Origin of the sequence: Amycolatopsis pittospori (assembly GCF_013870525.1) — a bacterium.
In the GTDB taxonomy this organism is placed as follows: Bacteria; Actinomycetota; Actinomycetes; order Mycobacteriales; family Pseudonocardiaceae; genus Amycolatopsis; species Amycolatopsis pittospori.
The window spans coordinates 38,641-55,000 of record NZ_JACBXD010000008.1 but is presented as its reverse complement, the minus strand read 5'-3'; the positions used below and the strand labels follow the sequence as shown (position 1 = coordinate 55,000).

Genomic DNA, 16,360 nt, shown 5'->3' with positions numbered 1-16,360 from the left:
GGACGTTGTGTCGCGGAGGGGTCCGCCCTCCCCACCTGGTCTCAGGGTGCGTCTCAGGTACGCGGTGCCGGGCGGCCGGCCGGGCCTTGGCGGTTGTAGTCGGCCTGGAACGCGGCGCGTTCGGCGTCGGTCATCTGGTTCAGCAGCACGTTCGGCGACTGCACCTCGGGCATCCGGCGCAGATGGTCGAGCGTCCACATCTTCTTCGGGTCGAGGTCCAGATGCGGCTGCGCGACCATCGTCTTGCCGTCGTCACGCACGAAACCCATGTCGGAGACGACGTCGGCCCAGTTCCAGCCGTGGTACAGCGTTTCCCATTCACGGGCGCCGACGAGCTTGCCCATGTTCGGCGTGCTACGGCCCTGGTAGGTGGGCTGGAAGGCTTCGGCGTCGGTCCAGCGACAGGTTTCCGAGCAGTAGGTGCGCCACTGTCCCTCGACCTTGTCGGTGACCATGTCCTCGCGGATGAGGCACGGCACCATGCAGGTCCAGCACCGGTGCGGGTACACGTAGTCGACGCCTTCGGCGACGATCGGGTGGTGCCCGTTCGGCGTGGCGAGGCGGTTGTAGTTCTCCCACCACTTGCCGTACTTGTCGTACCAGCCCGGATACTTGTACTCGAACCACTCGAAGTCCTTGTCCGTCATCGGGTCGATCCGCCAGTAGTTGGCGAGCCAGCCGGTGGCGAAGAACTGCGCGACCTCGTGCACGTAACCCTTGTTCCAGATCCGGTTCCACGACTCTTCGATGAGGTCGTGCGGGATGACGAGACCGTACTTCTCCAGCGGGACGAGGTAGCTGCGGTAGTAGTCGTCGTAGATCCAGCGGCGCCACATCTCCGCGTAACTCTCGCGGTCCTTGCGGCGGTCCTTGGTGCCGTATTCGATGAACGTGCCGATCGCCGCGTCGACGACGGCGTGGTTGTTCCACCACGCGTACCGCAGGTCGCGTTCGAGCAGTTGATGGTTGCTCTCGTCGGACAACGCCATCAGCAGTGTCGCGTAGCCGTTGCTGATGTGGCGGGATTCGTCGGACTGCACGGAGTGGAACACCGTCGGCAGCAGATAGTCGCCGTTGGCGGCGGCCTCGGCGGGCATCGCGACGAACAGCGTGTTCGTGAACGCCGTCTCCGCCACGATGGTCAGGTAGATGCTCGCCGCGGTGATGGCGTCACCGGTGATGAACCCCTCGGCGAACTGACGGCCGATCGTGCCGCAGTAGTCGTTCTGGAAGTTGCGCAGACTCGAGTTGAAGCCGGCCGGGTCGATGTAGTTCTGCATGTACAGGCGTTTGAGGTTCTGCTGGATCGTGGAATGCCGGACCTCGTCGATCATCTGGATGGCCTGGCCGTTGTGCAGTTCCGGGTTCGGCACCGTGCGGAACAGCAGCGGCATCGCCCGCGCGGCCGAGATCTCGGGCAGCGGGATGATGCTCAGGAACAGTTTCTGCCACTCCAGCCAGCGTTCCTGGACCTGACGGAACATATTGCCGCGGATCGCGCCGTCCTCGGCACCGTAGACCCGGTGGTCCTTTTCCTCCTGCATCGGGAAATAGGACCGGAGGACTTGTTTGAGCGGATCCTTCTTCTTGGCCTTGCGGAAGGTGTAATCGGTTCCGTAGTGCGACACCGGCGTGTGATACGCCGGTTCCCAGGACAGTTCCTGGATCTTCTGGTGGGCTTTCGCCACACTCTGGCGGCTCATGGATCACTCCTTAATCCGTGGCACCCGGCGGCCGGGCTGCTCCCCCACCGGCCGGTTCGGGGCGCACGTCCTGCGCTCACCATTAGAGGGCGGCCCGCGAACGCCGCGGGTCTCAATGTGAGACACCCGGCCTAACGCTCGCCGAGCATCCGGGCGCGGAGTTCGGCCAGCTCGTCGTGGATCCCGCGCTGGATCCGCGCGTCGCCCTCGACGGTCGGGGTGATCCCGAAGGCACGCAGAAGGTCCGCGGCCGGTTCACCCGGATGGCCGTCGGCGCCGAGCACGGGGTGCAGACCCTGCTCGGCCAGATGACGGAAGACGAGATTGACGACGGTCCACGGGTTGTAGGTCTCCGAGGGCGGGCTGGCCGGTGGCATCGGGCACTCCTCGCTTCGGCGGGCTGACCCCTCATCGCACCTCGCGCACCGACACCCGGACGTCTCAATTTGAGACACCGCCCCCGCCCACCCGCCTCTACCCTGGGAGGAGCGGCACAAGGGTGTGCCCGCACCCACGCGGGCCGCGGGACTCGCGGGAGGTCAGGTGGACGGCATGGTCGTCGCCGACGAAGAGCTCGCCCGGACCAGGATCCGGTTCCTCACCGAGGAGCAGGTCGAATCGCGCCATGTCCGGCAGCCGATCCTGGCTTCGTGGCGCCGGTCGCGGGACTTCCGGGTGCAGGCCGACCGGATCGACCCGCGCTACCTCGGCGACCAGAACCTCGACATCCCGCTGATCCGCGGTGCCGAGCCGGTGCTGGCGAAGCTCGGCGAGCAGTTCGACGGCCAGCCGATCAGCCTCATTCTCACCGACCCGAACGGCGTGGTCCTCACCCAGAGCACCGGTGACAACGAACTGCGCCGCCATCTCGAAAGTGTCGAACTGGTCCCCGGGTTCAGTTACGGCGAACAGTCCGTCGGCACCAACGGGATCGGCACCGCGCTCGAAGACGGCCGGGCCACGCAGGTGTTCGGGCACGAGCACTACGCGGAGCATCTGGAGAACCTGGCCTGCGCCGGCGTCCCGATCCATCATCCGATCTCCGGTAAGAAGATCGGCGCGATCGACCTCACCTGCTGGTACAAGGACGCGGGCGGGCTGCTGCTGGCGCTGGCCCGTTCCACCGCCGAGCAGATCCGGCAGGCGATGCTCCGGCACAGCGATCTGCGGGAGATGCTGCTGTTCCAGAACTATCTGCAGACCTGCCGCCGCTGGACCGGGATCGTCCTGGCGTTCAACGAGGACATCGTGATGATGAACGACCGGGCGCGGCAGTTGCTCGACCCGGCCGACCAGTCGGTCCTGCTCGGGTTCGCCGCCGAGGCGCTGGAGTCGGGTGGCCGGACGACGGCGAGTCTCGCGTTGTCGAGCGGTCAGCGGGTCCGCCTGTTCTGCCGCCGCGTCCCCGGACGACGGGACGGCGACGTCGCGGGCGGCGTGCTGTCGGTCAAACTCGTCGAAACCGAGGAGTCCACCTCCGGGAGCACACCGATGCTGCCGATGTACCTGCCCGGCGTCGTCGGCTCCGCGCCGATGTGGCTGCGGTGCGGCCACGAGCTCGAAGCCGGGTTCGGCCGCAAGGAATGGGTCGTCCTCGAAGGCGGCCCCGGCACCGGGAAACACGTCCTGGCCAAGGGTATGCACATGCGCCGCAGTCCGGCGGAACGACTGTGCACAGTGGACACCGCGGGCGCGGAGGGCGCGGAGTGGGCGGCCGATCTGCACCGCGAACTCCGCGCCCATCCCCCGGCCACCCTGGTCATCCGGCAAGCGCACCGCCTCCCGGCCGCCGCCGCGGACGCGCTCGTCCAGGTGCTCCGGGAACTCCACGACGACGGCCCGTGGGTGGTGCTGACGCTGGCTCCCGGCACCGAAGCCGCGCCCGCGCTGGCGGAGGTGCTGAAATTCTTCCCGCGTACCGTCCAGGTCCCACCGCTGCGCCACCACGCCGAAGACCTCGCCGAGCTCGTCCCCTTGTTCCTGAGCAAACTCGGCTACGGCGGGCGGCTCACCTGTTCGGCGGCCGCACTGCACCTGCTCATGCGGGCCGAATGGCCGGGCAACGCCGGCCAGCTCTACCAGGTGCTGCGGAAGGTCGCGCAACGCCGCCGCGCGGGGACCATCGTCCCCGGCGACCTCCCCGCCGAGTTCCACGCCGTCACCCGCCGCCCGCTCAACCGGTTCGAGGTGATCGAACGCGACGCGATCGTGCGGAGCCTCGAGGACGCCGACGGCAACAAGATGCGCGCGGCCCAGCTTCTCGGCATCTCCAGGGCGACGATCTACCGGAAGATCCACGAGTACGGCATCGTCGCGCCGGCGCGGAACTCGTGACCGCTCACGGGTAGAGCGTCATCCCGGGATCGAGCGCGATCTCGGTCAGCTGCTCCAGGGTGAGCGGCGGCGCCGGGCTGTCCGGCTTCCCGTCGCGCTTCGCGTCGACGGCGTTCGCGGCATCGAGGATCACCCCGATCCTGTCGGCGCGGGCGACCTCGACCCGGTGGATCGACGGCCCGCCGCCTTTCGCGGTCAAGGTGGTCGCCACGATGACCTCCCCCTTCGGCCCGATCGTCCGGCGGCACACCTGCTCCATCCCCTCCGGTGCCTGGTCCACGCAGTCCGCGGGCAGGTTCAGGCGGCCGCCCATCCGCCCCAGCGTCGCTTGGACGCCGCCTCTCTTGCCCGACCGGACCGTGGTCGCCCCCGCGAGGAACTCGTCCTCGCCGCCGCTGCACATGCCGCCGCCGCCGTTGGTCACCGGCCTCGACGAGTGGACGACCTGCAGCGGTCCGCGCCCGGGGTCGGCCTCGGGGTAGTTCGCCGCGCTGGGGGTCAGTGTCGTGCCCGCCGCGAGCCGGGCGGTCACCGCCGTGGTCAACACCCCGGTGAGCCGTGTCATCGCGTCGGCCGGTTTCTCCGTCGGCACCGGGCCCATCAGGGTGGGGATCTTGCAGGGCTCCGGTAGTTCCGGCGGCGAGGACGGCGGAGCCGCCGGGCTCACCGTCCCCGACGATCCGGGGGCGAGGACGAAGGCCGCCCCGACCGCGACGGCGGCCACCCCGGCGGCCGCCGCCATCCAGGGGTTCGGCCGGAGCCAGGCTGTCTTCCGCTCTCGCGCCACGATCGCGTCGACGTCCACAGTGGACGGCGGGGCCGCGCCGATGATCTCGTCGATCCGTTCCTTGGTCATCTCGATCTCCTTCAGCTCAAGGTGGTTTCGGCCAGCCGGGCACGCAACGTGTCGAGGCCCCGCGCGGTCTGGCTCTTCACCGTTCCCGCCGAACAGCCGAGGATCCCGGCCGTTTCCTCGACCGAGAGGTCGCAATAGATGCGCAGCACGACCGCCGCCCGGCGCCGCGGCGGCAGGGCTTCGAGCAGATCGAACAGCTGCGCCCGGTCCAGTACCCTCGAGGTCAGCTCCACCGCCGGTTCGGGCAGGTCATCCGCCGGTTCTTCCCGCCGCCACGGCCTGCCGCGTTCGTCGAGCCAGGTGCGCACGAGGATCCGGCGCACGTAGGCGTCGAGATGGTCGACGCCGCTCGCCCGTTTCCAATGCCGGTAGAGCTTGGCGATCGTGATCGACACCAGATCGTCCGCGAGATGCCAGTCGTGGCAGAGCAGGTAGCCCGTCCGCCGCAGTACCTCCATCCGGGACGTGACGTACTCCCGGTACGCCGTTTCGTCGGACCGCTTCACCCAGGCCTCCCCTGTTTTTCGCTCATACCTCCTAGAACCGGGGGTGAGCGCGCCGGGGTTGCCCAGCGGGAAGGAAATCCTGACTCAGACGGGGCTGGCCGCGAACTTCGGGTGACCGCCCGGCGGCCAAGGCGCCGGCGCGGATCGATCCGAGACCACCGATCCGGCGGGCGGACAGCCGGGAGATCAGGAGGACGGGCGGCGAAGGCTCTTCTGGGCGACGACTTCCGCATCACCCGAAGCCGCGGCGAGGCGATCGAGTTCCGCGGTGGCGACGGTTCATCCGTCGGCGGTACTTCGCGCACCGACCGCGACGAGGCATATCAGGCCTTCGTCGCGGTCTTCGTGGTGGCGCACGGCACTTCGAATCAAGCCACTTCGGAGGTTCGGCCACCGTCGTGCAGGCCGAGCATGTCCAGCAGCATCGCGCAGTCGTCGGAGTCCTTCGCCCCCGAAGCCACGGCGAGCGCCGCCTTCCGGCGCACTTCCGCCTGCTCAGGTGAGCCGGGGTCCTCGGCCAGCAGGTCGGGTACCGGATGGAGTCCGGTCGACAGGTCTCGTTTCATCGGTTCCCCCTTGGGTCGAAGGCCGGTGTCCGTCCCTTATTACCCACGAGCGCCGGCTTGAACACAGGAGTCCACGCCCGGGTGCCAGAGACCGGCAACGCCTACTCCGTCCGTGTGAATCAGCCCCGCAGCGCCGGGAGCAGGGCGTCTTCGGCGAACCGGAGGAAGCCGTCCTGCTGGTCGCCGCCGATCTGGATGAGGGCGAGGTCGGTGAATCCGGCCGCCTCGAACTCGGCGACCTGTTTCAGGATCGGATCGACGTCCGGCCCGCACGGGATGGCCGCGGCGACATCCTCGGGTTTGACGAACCGGGTGGCGCCGGCGAACCCGGCCGGACCGGGCAGTTCGGCGTTGACCTTCCAGCCCCCGCCCAACCAGCGGAACTGCTCGTGCGCGCGCCGGATCGCGGCGTCGCGGTCTTCACCCCAGGAGACCGGGAGCTGGGCGATCTTGCGGGCGGGCGAGCCGGGTTTGGTGGCGTCCCACTCCCGGCCCAGCGACGCGTTCGGGTCGACGGCGATCATCGCGTCGGCGATCGGCGCGAACCGGGTCACCGACTGTGAACCGGACACCGCGACGGCGATCGGCACGCGCTGCTCCGGCAGATCCCAGAGCTTCGCCGAATCCACCCTGAAGTGGTCTCCCGCGTAGTTGAAGTATCCGCCGTCGAACAGCCCGCCGATGATCTGGACGGCTTCGGCGAGCATGTCGTGCCGGACGTTCGCCGGTGGCCAGCCGCGCCCGACAACATGCTCGTTCAGGTTCTCCCCCGCGCCGAGTCCGAGGGTGAACCGGCCGTCCGACAGCGCCTGGACGGTCGCCGCCTTCTGCGCCACCACCGCGGGGTGATACCGCATGGTCGGACAGGTCACGAAGGTCATCAGCTCCACCCGTTCGGTGGTCTGGGTCACCGCCCCCAGCACGCTCCAGGCGTACGGCGAATGGCCCTGTGCGTCCAGCCAAGGCGAGTAGTGGTCGCTCATCACCTCGAAGTCGAATCCCGCCTTCTCCGCCCCGGCGGCGTATCCGACCAGGTCCTTCGGTCCGGCCTGTTCGGTCATGAGCGTGTAGCCGATGCGCATCGAAGCCTCCCTTCACGTCTGACCACCGCGTACCCGCCCGTTCCCGAGGCCAACCAGAGGTTTATCCGGCGAAACGATCGGGGTACCTGTCCGAAGAAGAAAGGAGCCCGTCATGCCGCAGCAGACTTGGAGCGACAAACGCGAGCGTCAGTACAAGCACATCAAGGACTCGGCGAAGGACCGCGGCGCGAGTACCGACCGCGCCGAGGAGATCGCCGCGCGTACGGTCAACAAGAACCGCGCCCAGTCGGGCGAGTCGCGCGAAGCGAGCCGCACCTCCACTCAGGACATGTCACCACAGCGGCGCGGCGGGAAGCGGTCCGGGAACCGGCAGGGCCCGAACGGCCCTACCAAGGACCAGCTCTACAACGAAGCGAAGAAGCGCAACGTCGAAGGCAGGTCGAAGATGTCCAAAAAGGAGCTTCAGCGCGCCCTCGGCCGTTGAGTACGCGTCCCGCGGCGGATCCCCTCCGCGGTTCTCCCACGGCCACGGACGGATAGGTACCGCAATGGATGCACACGGACGGGGCGGTCTGACCCCCCAGATTCGGCCTCAGTCGGACGGCTTGCTCGACCGGGTCGAGCTTCGCCTCCCCGCCGAGGCCGAGCAGATTCCACTCGTCCGCACGCTCACCCACGGTGTGGTGGCGCGCGCGGACTTCGGCTTGGACGCCATTTCAGACGCGAAGATGGCCGTCGACGAAGCCTGTTCCCAACTTGTCCAGCCCGCAGAACTGGGAGCGACCCTGTGCTGTGTCTTTCACGAGATACCGGAGGGAATCGCCGTCTCGATCTCGACGACGACGGCGAAGCCCTACCTGCCGAGCGAAACGACGTTCGGATGGCACGTCCTGACGACCTTGACGCATTCGGTGACGGCCCGCTGCGAGCCGGCGCCCGGCGAGACTGGGGGTACGACGACGATCGACCTCGTCCTGGCCCCGGGAACGAGCGACGGGTGAGCGCCGAGCGCCGATCGAGCACGCGGCAGGCGGACGACTACGCCCACTGCGAGCCGCTGTTCCAAGAGATGTTCTCGCTGCCGGGAGATTCCCCACAGCGTCAAGACCTTCGGGATCGCCTGGTCACCGAACTGCTGCCGCTCGCGGAGCACATCGCCACCCGGTTCTCCGGCAGGGGCGAGCCCCGCGAGGATCTGGTGCAGGTGGCGCGGATCGGGTTGATCAACGCCGTCGACCGGTTCGACCCCGGCCGCGGCCACGACTTCCTCTCCTTCGCCGTGCCCACGATCATGGGTGAGGTCCGGCGGCACTTCCGCGACACCGGCTGGTCGGTCCGGGTACCCAGGCGGCTCAAGGAACTCCACGTCTCCCTCAGCCAGGGCACGGCCGCGCTCTCCCAGCGCCTCGGCCGCGCGCCGACGCCGACCGAACTCGCCGAATACCTCGGCCTCGAAGTCAACGAAGTACGCGAAGGACTGCTCGCCGGCCAGGCGTACCAGACGTTGTCGGTCGACAAGCCGGTGCACGATGACAACACCGATGCCCTCTCGCTCGCCGACACGATCGGCGAGGAAGACCACGAGATGGCGTTGGTGGAGAACCACGAGGCGTTGCAACCACTGCTTCGGGAGCTCCCGAAGCGGGAACGCGCGATCCTCGTGATGCGGTTCTTCGGCGGCTACACCCAGACGCAGATCGCGGAACGGGTCGGTATCTCGCAGATGCACGTCTCGCGGCTTCTCTCGCAGACGTTGGAGCAGCTGCGAGGGAAGCTCTCGGAGTAGTCCCGGACGCTATGAACGGCCCGTTACTTGCAAATTTTGCAAGTAACGGGCCGTTCATAGCGTTCCCGGAGAGGTTGCCGAATCCGCCGAGACGACGTTGCGAAAGCCACGTTCGCAACCTTCAGTGTTGCGAACGTGGCTTTCGCCACACTGAGCTCCCGAGGACGCACTTTTCGAGAGGTAGGGCCGGTTTTAGCGGGATAGCCGGCCCAGGGTTGATCACGGCGTCGTATACGGCGCCTGCTGCTCGATCGACGGGCTCGCGGTCGGGTAGCGGCCGGCCTGGCCGGGAACCGGGGTCACCGTCGTGCCCTGCTGCTCGGGCTCGACGCGCTGCTTGCGGTTGATGACCGCTTCGGCCTCCTGCTCACCACGGATCCGGGAGAGCACGCTGAGCGTGATCGCGTGCGCGATGGCCAGGACCAGCAACAGGACGCCCAGACGGCCCACGACACCGGGCAGGTCGCTGCCGCCGATGTCGATGGTCGACAGGAGCGCCAGCACGCCCAGCGTCGCGAGGTGGAACAGCACCGTGACCAGCCACGACATGGAAGCTCCGGTGGCGGGATCACCGCTGGAACCCTGGAGGTAGCGCTTGCCGCTCTGGTAGATGATCAAGCCGTCGAGCATGACCAGCGCCACCCCGATGACGAGGAAGGCGACATATGCGTTGGTAGTCATGCCGGGACGCTCCCTTCGTTGTGGACCTCACCCCTGAGATACCCGGGACCTCCTCCTGGAAAACGCGTCATCCAGGGGGAGGTCCCGGGCTCGGATCAGCTGCCGGGGCGGTCCACGTCGCCGCGCCACGCGCCGGTCTCGCCACCGCGGCTCTCGATGAACTCCTTGAACCGCTTCATGTCGCTCTTGACGCGACGGTCAAGGACGCCGAGTTTGTCGGCGACGTTCTCGACGAAACCCTCGGGGTCGATCTCCATCTGCGCGGTGACCCTGGTCTTGTTGTCGTCCAGGCGATGGAAGGTGATCACGCCGGCGTGGTCGGGACCGGAGTCCGAGGTCCACGCGACGCGCTCGTCGGGATGTTGTTCGGTGATGGTCGCGTCGAACTCCCGGCTCACACCACCGAATTTCGTCACCCAGTGGGTGTGGGTCGCGTCGATCTGACGGATCTCTTCGACGCCTTCCATGAACTTCGGAAAGGATTCGAACTGCGTCCACTGGTTGTATGCGGTTTTCACCGGGACTTCGACGTCGACCATTTCGGTGATCGTGCTCATGCATCCTCCATTCGGTTGGGTGCTTTCGAGCCGGTACTCCCCTCGGCTACCCGGCGTCCGGAGGCCTGAAACTCATCGTGATTGATCGTCCTTACTCCCGGGTACCCGGCGGGCAGACAGCCCTGAGGAGGTGCTCCATGATCGAAGAAACCCACCGGAAGCCGGCCGCGGATCGGTCGGTCGGCGAGCTGGTCTCCGACCTGAGCGACGAGGTCAAACGCCTGGTCCGCGACGAAATGCGGCTGGCCGTGTTCGAGTTGCAGCGCAAGGGGAAACGGATGGGGCTGGGCGCCGGGTTGTTCGGTGCCGCCGGTGTCCTCGCCTTGTTCGGCCTGGCGACCCTGATCGCCGCGGTGGTCCTGGCGCTCGCCCTGGTCATGCCCGCCTGGCTGGCGGCCGTGGTGACCGGAGCCGCCCTGTTGCTGGTGGCCGGCATCTCGGCCATCGTCGGCCGCAAGGAGGTCGCGAGCGCGACGCCGCCGTTGCCGGAAGAAGCCATCGAGGGCGTCCGCGAGGACGTCGACACCGTAAAGCAGGGAGTGCACTCATGAGCGATTTCCCCAAGAACGCCGAAGAAGCGCGCGCCGACCGTGACGTGGCGCGCGAAGAACTCACCGAAACCCTCGACGCGCTCGGCCAGAAACTCGACGTGAAGACGCGGGTCAATGACAACCTCGACGAAAAGGTCGACCAGGCCAGCGCCAAGATCTCGGAGAAGGTCTCCGAGCCGGCCGCCCAAAAGTTCCGTCAGGGCACCGAAGTCGTCCGTGCGAACCCCGTGCCGATTTTCGCCGGTCTGCTCGCCTTGCTGGTGACGATCCGGCTGATCATGCGAAAGAGGTCCTCGTCGTGAACAAAGTGCTCTACAAGCCGCTGAGCATGGCCGTGAGCGCCGCGGGCGGCGTACTGGCCGGAATCGCGTTCAAGCAGGTATGGAAACGCGTGAGCGGGAACGAAGACGCGCCGGACGCCACTGACCGCGATTTCACCTGGACCCAGGTGATCGTCGCCGCCGCGGCGCAGGGCGCGATCTTCGGCGCTGTCAAGGCGGCCACCGAACGGGCGGGCGCGATCGGCTATCGCAAGGCGACCGGCGACTGGCCCACCGAGGACTGATGATGCGCGTAGTGATCGTCGGCGGCGGGTTCGCCGGGTACAACGCCGCGAAGGCGCTGCTCAAGACGGTCTCCGACGACACGGAGATCGTCGTCCTCAACCCGACCGACTACTTCCTGTACCTCCCGCTCCTGCCCGAGGTCGCCGCCGGGATCCTCGAACCACGGCGGATCTCGGTGTCCATTCCGGGCACCTTGCCCGGCGTGCGCCTGGTGCTCGGTACGGCGAAGTCCGTCGACTTCGAGGGCCGCAGCGTGCGCTACGCGGATCCTGAGGATCGCGAACACCGCCTCGGCTACGACAGGCTCGTCCTCGCCGCGGGCAGCGTCAACAAACTGCTGCCGATCCCCGGCGTTCCCGAGCACGCCCACGGTTTCCGCGGTCTGCCCGAAGCCCTCTACCTGCGTGACCACATCACCCGGCAGGTGGAACTCGCCGCCTCGGCCGAGGATCCGGCCGAACGCGACGCCCGCTGCACGTTCGTCGTGGTCGGTGCCGGCTACACCGGCACCGAGGTCGCCGCGCAGGGACCCGCGTTCACCGCCGCGCTCGCGGCGCGGCACCCCGAACTGGACGGACAGCGGTTCCGGTGGCTGCTGCTGGACGTGGCCGAGCGTGTCCTGCCGGAACTCGACCGGCGTCTGGGCACCACCGCCGACGAGGTCCTGCGGTCGCGTGACGTCGAGGTGCTGATGAGGACGTCCGTCGACAACGCCGACGAAAAGGGCGTCACGCTGACTTCGGGTGAATCCGTGCCCACCCGCACCCTCGTCTGGTGCGTCGGGGTCCGTCCCGATCCGCTGATCGCGGACCTCGGCCTGGAAACGGCCAAGGGCAGACTCGTCGTCACCGCGCAACTGAACGTCCCCGGCCGACGGGACGTCTACGCGTGCGGCGATGCCGCCGCCGTCCCGGATCTGACCCGGCCGGGCGAGTACACGCCGATGACCGCGCAACATGCCGAGCGGCAAGGGAAACTCGCCGGGCGGAACGTGGCCGCGTCCCTCGGTCACGGCTCGCACCGCACCTACCGCCACCACGACCTCGGCTTCGTGGTCGACCTCGGCGGCCATCAGGCGGCGGCGAATCCCTTGCACATCCCGCTTTCCGGCCTCGCCGCCAAGGCGGTCACCCGCGGGTACCACCTGCTGGCGATGCCGGGAAACCGGCTCCGTACCGCCACCGATTGGGCGCTGGAAGCGGTGTCCAAGCGGCAGACGGTCCAATTAGGACTCGTGCGGTCGGCCGCGGTACCGCTGGACACCGATTCCCCGGAGCTGCCTTCACGACGCTGAAGGTCAGGCGCTCGCACCGCCGTCGAGGACGATGTCGTGCCCGACGACGTAAGCGGATTCGTCGGAGGCCAGCCACAGCACCGCCGCGGCGATCTCGTCGACCGCGCCGATCCGGCCGAGCGGGATGACCGCGCCGAGCCGTTCGGCGCGGTCGGCTTCGGTCTCACCGGGCCGGAACGACATACCGGTGTCGGTGGCGCCCGGGCTGACCGCGTTGATACGGATGCCTTCCGCGATGTGGTCGCGGGCGGCGGTGCGGGTCAGCACGTCGACAGCGGCCTTCGAGGCGGCGTAGGCGGCCATTCCCGGCAAGCGGCTGTGCGAGCCGATGTTGGACGCCATGTTGACGATGACTCCCCCGCCGCCGCGCCGCATCTGCGCGATCTCGTGTTTCATGGAGAGCCAGGTGCCGGTGAGGTTGGTCTGCACGACGGCGTTGAACCCGTCCTCGTCGAGGTCGGCGGTCGGGGCCGGGGTGCCGAGGACGCCGGCGTTGTTGAACGCGATGTCGAGTTTGCCGTGGCGACGCACGGTCTCGGTGACGAGCCGCTCGACCTCCGCACCTGCACCGACGTCGGCGACCACCGCGTCGGCCGCCCCGCCGTCGGCCTCGATCTCCTTCACCGTCTGACGCAGCTTTTCCCCGTCACGCCCCGAAACGACGACCTGCGCACCTTCGCGCGCGAAGGCCGCCGCGGTGGCACGGCCGATCCCGGATCCTCCCCCGGTGACCAGGACGACCTTGCCGCTGAATCGCTTCCCCACAGTTCCCACTTTCTGGTCCGATCGTTCTAGTATTACCGCATGCGAGAGGCTTCGAGGACGGCGATGGCCTGCCCCGCGGCCGCTCGTGCCCGCGCCGCGGGATCCGGCCCTTTGCTCAGCACTCGCATCCCCTGCAGAACCGTGAGCAGGAAGCCCGCGAGCGTCTCCGGGTCGGCGTCGGGGGCGAGTTCGCCCTGCGCCTTCGCCCGGGTCAACGCCATCCGCAAAGCGAGTTCGAGCCCGTCCCAGCTCCGCTCGACGACCCGGGCGACCTCGGGATCCCTCGGCATCATCTCCATGGCCGCGTTGACCACGAAGCAGCCGTCCCGCCCCGATTCGTCGAGGATTTCGGCCAGATAGCGCTCCACGAGCCGCCGCACACCCGCCAGCGCCGGCCCCGGTCCGGCGAAGTCCTGGACGAACCGCTCGTCGCCTCGGGCGATGTAGCGGTTCAGCGCCTTCAGGTACAGCTCGTGCTTGGTACCGAAGGTCGCGTAGAGACTGGCCTTGCCGATGCCGAGTTCGGCGACGAGATCGCTGACCGAGGTGGCCTCATACCCCTGCCGCCAGAACAGAGCGAGTGCGGCCTCGCAGGCCGCGTCGACGTCGAATTCCTTCACCCGGGACACGCGAAGAAGCGTAACCCTATCTGGACCGATCGGTCAAGAAAGAAACTCAGGGAGCCGAGTCGTAGGCCGACCGGGCGTCCTCCACCTTCGGCAGGTTCTCGGTCGACCAGTCGGCGAGCGTCGCGAACAACGGCGCCAAACTGCGCCCCAAGTCACTGATCTCGTACTCGACCCGGGGCGGCACCTCGGCGTGATAGGTCCGCGTGACGAGACCGTCGCGTTCCAGTTGCCGCAGCCGCTGGGTCAGCACCTTCGGCGTGATCGTGCCGATGAGCCGCTCGAGTTCGACGAACCGCTGCCTGCCGAACTCGTTGAGCGCCCACAGGATCGGCGTGGTCCAACGGCTGAAGACGATGTCGACGACCGGTGCGATCGGGCAGGCCTGCTCGGGGGTCGTCGAGGTTTCGGCGCGCATGTGTGAGCTCACTTTCCTTCGGATACCGACGCTACCCCGGTCGCACGAATGCGGCGTAGCGTTCTGTTATGGACTTGACCACCGAAAGGCTCGTCGTCCGCGAGTGGTCCGAGGACGACGCCGAAGCCGCGCTGGCGATCTACGGCACCAGCGACGTGACCCGCTGGCTCACCCCGGCGATGGACCGGGTGACCGACGCCGCGGCCATGCGTTCCGTACTGCAGGCCTGGCAACAGGCCCAGCCCAATCTCGTGCCGCCGCGCGGGAGATGGGCGGTGCAGCGCAAGGAGGACGGCGTGGTCGTCGGCGGGCTCGGCATCCATCTGCTGCCACCGTACGAAGAGGACCTGGAGATCAGCTGGCAGCTGCATCCGGACGCCTGGGGCGAGGGTTACGCCTCCGAGGCCGCCCGCGCACTGCTCGGCTGGGCGTTCACCCAGGACACCGACGAACTCTTCGCCGTCGCGCGGCCGAACAACGTGCGCGCCATCGCGACCGCGAAACGACTCGGGATGATGTGGGTCGGCGAAACCGAGAAGTACTACGGACTCCGGCTGCAGGTGTACCGCATCCGGCATACGGACATCGTCTAGCGATACTCCACACGGGACACACTGCCCGCCGCCGTGACGGCACGCCCGTCGCCACGGCCGTCCGCCGTCGCGATGCTCCTCCGCCCACTCGGCGATGACGTCGATCTCGACGCCACCGGAAGGCCCGTCCCGCGAACTCGTCACGAGCGGCGGCCGGCACTTTCGCGCGATCGCGCGACCGCGTCCCCACTCCGCCCAAGCGGACCATCGACTCCCCTTCACCCAGGGTGATTGCCCTACGCCTCGGATCGAGATACCTTGAACATCCAGATGTCATGAACATCTGATTTCTCATCCGAACTGGGAGACCGCCTTGTCCGACGTTCCCGAGATCCTCCTGACCGACCCCGGGGTCCTGAACGATCCCTTCACCGCCTACGGCCCCGCCCGCGAGCGCTCCCCCGTCGCCAAACTGGTCGCACCGGGTTTCGGCCCGATGTGGGCGGTGCTGCGCCATGAGCAAGCACGCAAGATGCTCAGCGACCCGCGTTTCGCCCTGAGCCAGGCCAGCTATCAGCGCATGGAGATCCCCGAGCACTGCCGCCCGTACATGCGGACGATGCAGGAGGTCGAGGGCCCGGAGCACCTTCGGCTCCGCCGTCTCGTCGCCCCCGCCTTCACTCCGCGCCGCGCCTCCGCACTCCGGCCCGGCATCGAGCGGATCGTCGATGGCCTGCTCGACGGCTTCGCGGGCCGCGACCGGATCGACCTGGTCACCGATTTCGCGCGTCCGCTGCCGATCGACACCATCTGCGCCCTGGTCGGCATCCCCGAAGGCGACCGCCCGCGCTGGCGCGAGTACGGCACCGCGATCGCGGCAGGCGACGGCGCCGGACTCATGAAGGCCGTACCCGGCATCGTCGAGGACTCGCTCGCCGCGATCGCGCACCGGAAACTCGAGCCCGGCGAGGACGTCGTCTCGGAGCTTCTCCGCATCCAGGCCGAGGACGGCGACAGGCTCAGCGAGACCGAACTCGTCGCCCTGGTCTGGCAACTGGTCCTGGGCGGCCAGGTGCCCGGCAACCTCATCGCCAACTCCGTCGAGGCCCTGTTCGCCCATCCCGCCCAGCTCGCCGAGCTTCGCGAAGACCCGGCACTCATGCCCGGCGCGGTCGAGGAACTGATGCGCTGGTGCAGCCCGCAGCTGCTCACGGTCCCCCGGCTCACCACCGAGGACGTCCGGATCGGCGACGTCCTGATCCCCGAAGGAGAACCTGTTACCGTCGCGATCGCGGCGGCGAACCGGGATCCGAGGGCGTTCCCCGAGCCCGAGGTCTTCGACATCCGCCGCGCGGCCGGACCCGCCTGGCATCTGGCATTCGCCCACGGCCCGCATTTCTGCCTCGGCGCCGCCCTGGCCAGGGTGCAGACCGAAGTCGCGCTCACCGCACTGCTGCGCCGCTTCCCCGATCTCGCCCCCGCCGACGGGCCGTCGCGGATCCCGGACCCGGGCACGTGGCGACTGCACACGCTTCCGGTCACCCTGCACGCGCCGGTTGCAAACTGAAACACGTT

21 protein-coding genes are annotated in these 16,360 nt (G+C 68.2%); 10 read left to right on the top strand and 11 right to left on the bottom strand.

The features are described from left to right. Positions 1-53 precede the first annotated feature (53 nt). Both H5J31_RS06495 and H5J31_RS06490 read right to left on the bottom strand, forming a co-directional pair. Complete coding sequence (locus H5J31_RS06495) at positions 54-1,703, bottom strand: ferritin family protein (protein WP_181771545.1); 1,650 nt, start codon at positions 1,701-1,703, stop codon at positions 54-56. Positions 1,704-1,834: 131 nt separating this feature from the next. Beyond that, a complete protein-coding gene (locus H5J31_RS06490; protein WP_181771544.1) occupies positions 1,835-2,080 on the bottom strand; it encodes a hypothetical protein in 246 nt (81 codons plus the stop codon). Between the two features lie 166 nt (positions 2,081-2,246). Between H5J31_RS06490 and H5J31_RS06485 the strand changes: the two genes are divergently transcribed. Continuing rightward, the gene (locus tag H5J31_RS06485; RefSeq protein ID WP_181771624.1) at positions 2,247-4,037 is read left to right on the top strand and encodes a sigma-54-dependent Fis family transcriptional regulator; all 1,791 of its coding nucleotides are present in this window, start codon (positions 2,247-2,249) and stop codon (positions 4,035-4,037) included. Between the two features lie 4 nt (positions 4,038-4,041). Here H5J31_RS06485 and H5J31_RS06480 read toward each other — a convergent pair whose 3' ends face one another. The 4 genes from H5J31_RS06480 to H5J31_RS06465 all read right to left on the bottom strand — a co-directional run bounded on the left by H5J31_RS06480 (position 4,042) and on the right by H5J31_RS06465 (position 7,047). Beyond that, complete coding sequence (locus tag H5J31_RS06480; protein ID WP_181771543.1) at positions 4,042-4,893, bottom strand: hypothetical protein; 852 nt, start codon at positions 4,891-4,893, stop codon at positions 4,042-4,044. Between the two features lie 11 nt (positions 4,894-4,904). Then, entirely contained in the window at positions 4,905-5,399 is a 495-nt protein-coding gene (locus H5J31_RS06475) for a SigE family RNA polymerase sigma factor (RefSeq protein WP_181771542.1), read from the bottom strand. A 368-nt stretch (positions 5,400-5,767) separates the two neighbouring features. Then, the gene (locus H5J31_RS06470) at positions 5,768-5,965 is read right to left on the bottom strand and encodes a hypothetical protein (RefSeq protein ID WP_181771541.1); all 198 of its coding nucleotides are present in this window, start codon (positions 5,963-5,965) and stop codon (positions 5,768-5,770) included. 119 nt (positions 5,966-6,084) lie between these two features. After that, positions 6,085-7,047 carry a TIGR03557 family F420-dependent LLM class oxidoreductase gene (locus tag H5J31_RS06465; protein ID WP_181771540.1) on the bottom strand — a complete coding sequence of 321 codons (963 nt, stop codon included), beginning with the start codon at positions 7,045-7,047 and terminating at the stop codon, positions 6,085-6,087. 112 nt (positions 7,048-7,159) lie between these two features. Between H5J31_RS06465 and H5J31_RS06460 the strand changes: the two genes are divergently transcribed. The 3 genes from H5J31_RS06460 (at position 7,160) to H5J31_RS06450 (ending at position 8,794) form a co-directional block, all read left to right on the top strand. Beyond that, positions 7,160-7,492: a plasmid stabilization protein gene (locus H5J31_RS06460; protein ID WP_181771539.1), complete on the top strand. Its 333-nt coding sequence runs from the start codon at positions 7,160-7,162 to the stop codon at positions 7,490-7,492. A 64-nt stretch (positions 7,493-7,556) separates the two neighbouring features. Next, positions 7,557-8,009, top strand: a complete 453-nt coding sequence (locus H5J31_RS06455) for an ATP-binding protein (RefSeq protein ID WP_181771538.1) — start codon at positions 7,557-7,559, stop codon at positions 8,007-8,009. Continuing rightward, positions 8,006-8,794 carry a SigB/SigF/SigG family RNA polymerase sigma factor gene (locus tag H5J31_RS06450; RefSeq protein WP_181771537.1) on the top strand — a complete coding sequence of 263 codons (789 nt, stop codon included), beginning with the start codon at positions 8,006-8,008 and terminating at the stop codon, positions 8,792-8,794. Before H5J31_RS06455 ends, H5J31_RS06450 begins: the two co-directional genes overlap by 4 nt. Positions 8,795-9,013: 219 nt before the next feature. Here H5J31_RS06450 and H5J31_RS06445 read toward each other — a convergent pair whose 3' ends face one another. Further along, positions 9,014-9,475 (bottom strand): hypothetical protein, encoded by a 462-nt coding sequence (locus tag H5J31_RS06445; protein WP_181771536.1) that lies wholly within the window; start codon positions 9,473-9,475, stop codon positions 9,014-9,016. A 95-nt stretch (positions 9,476-9,570) separates the two neighbouring features. Beyond that, positions 9,571-10,032: an SRPBCC family protein gene (locus H5J31_RS06440; RefSeq protein WP_181771535.1), complete on the bottom strand. Its 462-nt coding sequence runs from the start codon at positions 10,030-10,032 to the stop codon at positions 9,571-9,573. Positions 10,033-10,169: 137 nt separating this feature from the next. Here H5J31_RS06440 and H5J31_RS06435 point away from each other — a divergent pair, with 137 nt between their 5' ends. From H5J31_RS06435 to H5J31_RS06420, 4 genes are read left to right on the top strand one after another with little or no spacing between them, the layout of a single operon-like run. Further along, a complete protein-coding gene (locus tag H5J31_RS06435) occupies positions 10,170-10,583 on the top strand; it encodes a phage holin family protein (protein ID WP_181771534.1) in 414 nt (137 codons plus the stop codon). After that, a complete protein-coding gene (locus H5J31_RS06430) occupies positions 10,580-10,885 on the top strand; it encodes a DUF3618 domain-containing protein (protein WP_181771533.1) in 306 nt (101 codons plus the stop codon). Before H5J31_RS06435 ends, H5J31_RS06430 begins: the two co-directional genes overlap by 4 nt. Then, positions 10,882-11,148 (top strand): DUF4235 domain-containing protein, encoded by a 267-nt coding sequence (locus H5J31_RS06425; protein WP_181771532.1) that lies wholly within the window; start codon positions 10,882-10,884, stop codon positions 11,146-11,148. The genes H5J31_RS06430 and H5J31_RS06425 overlap by 4 nt, the downstream gene beginning before the upstream one ends. Before the next feature lie 2 nt (positions 11,149-11,150). Continuing rightward, on the top strand, positions 11,151-12,443 hold the full coding sequence (locus H5J31_RS06420) for an NAD(P)/FAD-dependent oxidoreductase (RefSeq protein ID WP_181771531.1): 1,293 nt from the start codon (positions 11,151-11,153) through the stop codon (positions 12,441-12,443). A gap of 3 nt (positions 12,444-12,446) precedes the next feature. Here the strand turns inward: H5J31_RS06420 and H5J31_RS06415 are convergent, their stop codons facing one another. Genes H5J31_RS06415 through H5J31_RS06405 form a run of 3 tightly spaced genes read right to left on the bottom strand, consistent with a single transcriptional unit; the run spans position 12,447 to position 14,252 of the window. Then, positions 12,447-13,208 (bottom strand): SDR family NAD(P)-dependent oxidoreductase, encoded by a 762-nt coding sequence (locus tag H5J31_RS06415; protein WP_181771530.1) that lies wholly within the window; start codon positions 13,206-13,208, stop codon positions 12,447-12,449. A gap of 32 nt (positions 13,209-13,240) precedes the next feature. After that, positions 13,241-13,837, bottom strand: coding sequence for a TetR/AcrR family transcriptional regulator (locus H5J31_RS06410; RefSeq protein WP_181771529.1), 597 nt, complete (start codon positions 13,835-13,837; stop codon positions 13,241-13,243). A gap of 46 nt (positions 13,838-13,883) precedes the next feature. Next, positions 13,884-14,252: a winged helix-turn-helix transcriptional regulator gene (locus H5J31_RS06405; protein WP_181771528.1), complete on the bottom strand. Its 369-nt coding sequence runs from the start codon at positions 14,250-14,252 to the stop codon at positions 13,884-13,886. A 68-nt stretch (positions 14,253-14,320) separates the two neighbouring features. Here H5J31_RS06405 and H5J31_RS06400 point away from each other — a divergent pair, with 68 nt between their 5' ends. Both H5J31_RS06400 and H5J31_RS06395 read left to right on the top strand, forming a co-directional pair. Beyond that, complete coding sequence (locus tag H5J31_RS06400; protein ID WP_181771527.1) at positions 14,321-14,845, top strand: GNAT family N-acetyltransferase; 525 nt, start codon at positions 14,321-14,323, stop codon at positions 14,843-14,845. Between the two features lie 313 nt (positions 14,846-15,158). Then, entirely contained in the window at positions 15,159-16,352 is a 1,194-nt protein-coding gene (locus H5J31_RS06395; protein ID WP_181771526.1) for a cytochrome P450 family protein, read from the top strand. The last annotated feature ends 8 nt before the right edge of the window (positions 16,353-16,360 follow it).

What these genes read in the sequence shown, in the direction of transcription:
- H5J31_RS06495 (WP_181771545.1), bottom strand. Translation starts at nt 1,703, where the DNA reads ATGAGCCGCCAGAGTGTGGCGAAAGCCCACCAGAAGATCCAGGAACTG.
- H5J31_RS06490 (WP_181771544.1), bottom strand. Translation starts at nt 2,080, where the DNA reads ATGCCACCGGCCAGCCCGCCCTCGGAGACCTACAACCCGTGGACCGTC.
- H5J31_RS06480 (WP_181771543.1), bottom strand. Translation starts at nt 4,893, where the DNA reads ATGACCAAGGAACGGATCGACGAGATCATCGGCGCGGCCCCGCCGTCC.
- H5J31_RS06470 (WP_181771541.1), bottom strand. Translation starts at nt 5,965, where the DNA reads ATGAAACGAGACCTGTCGACCGGACTCCATCCGGTACCCGACCTGCTG.
- H5J31_RS06465 (WP_181771540.1), bottom strand. Translation starts at nt 7,047, where the DNA reads ATGCGCATCGGCTACACGCTCATGACCGAACAGGCCGGACCGAAGGAC.
- H5J31_RS06460 (WP_181771539.1), top strand. Translation starts at nt 7,160, where the DNA reads ATGCCGCAGCAGACTTGGAGCGACAAACGCGAGCGTCAGTACAAGCAC.
- H5J31_RS06455 (WP_181771538.1), top strand. Translation starts at nt 7,557, where the DNA reads ATGGATGCACACGGACGGGGCGGTCTGACCCCCCAGATTCGGCCTCAG.
- H5J31_RS06445 (WP_181771536.1), bottom strand. Translation starts at nt 9,475, where the DNA reads ATGACTACCAACGCATATGTCGCCTTCCTCGTCATCGGGGTGGCGCTG.
- H5J31_RS06440 (WP_181771535.1), bottom strand. Translation starts at nt 10,032, where the DNA reads ATGAGCACGATCACCGAAATGGTCGACGTCGAAGTCCCGGTGAAAACC.
- H5J31_RS06435 (WP_181771534.1), top strand. Translation starts at nt 10,170, where the DNA reads ATGATCGAAGAAACCCACCGGAAGCCGGCCGCGGATCGGTCGGTCGGC.
- H5J31_RS06430 (WP_181771533.1), top strand. Translation starts at nt 10,580, where the DNA reads ATGAGCGATTTCCCCAAGAACGCCGAAGAAGCGCGCGCCGACCGTGAC.
- H5J31_RS06420 (WP_181771531.1), top strand. Translation starts at nt 11,151, where the DNA reads ATGCGCGTAGTGATCGTCGGCGGCGGGTTCGCCGGGTACAACGCCGCG.
- H5J31_RS06405 (WP_181771528.1), bottom strand. Translation starts at nt 14,252, where the DNA reads ATGCGCGCCGAAACCTCGACGACCCCCGAGCAGGCCTGCCCGATCGCA.
- H5J31_RS06400 (WP_181771527.1), top strand. Translation starts at nt 14,321, where the DNA reads ATGGACTTGACCACCGAAAGGCTCGTCGTCCGCGAGTGGTCCGAGGAC.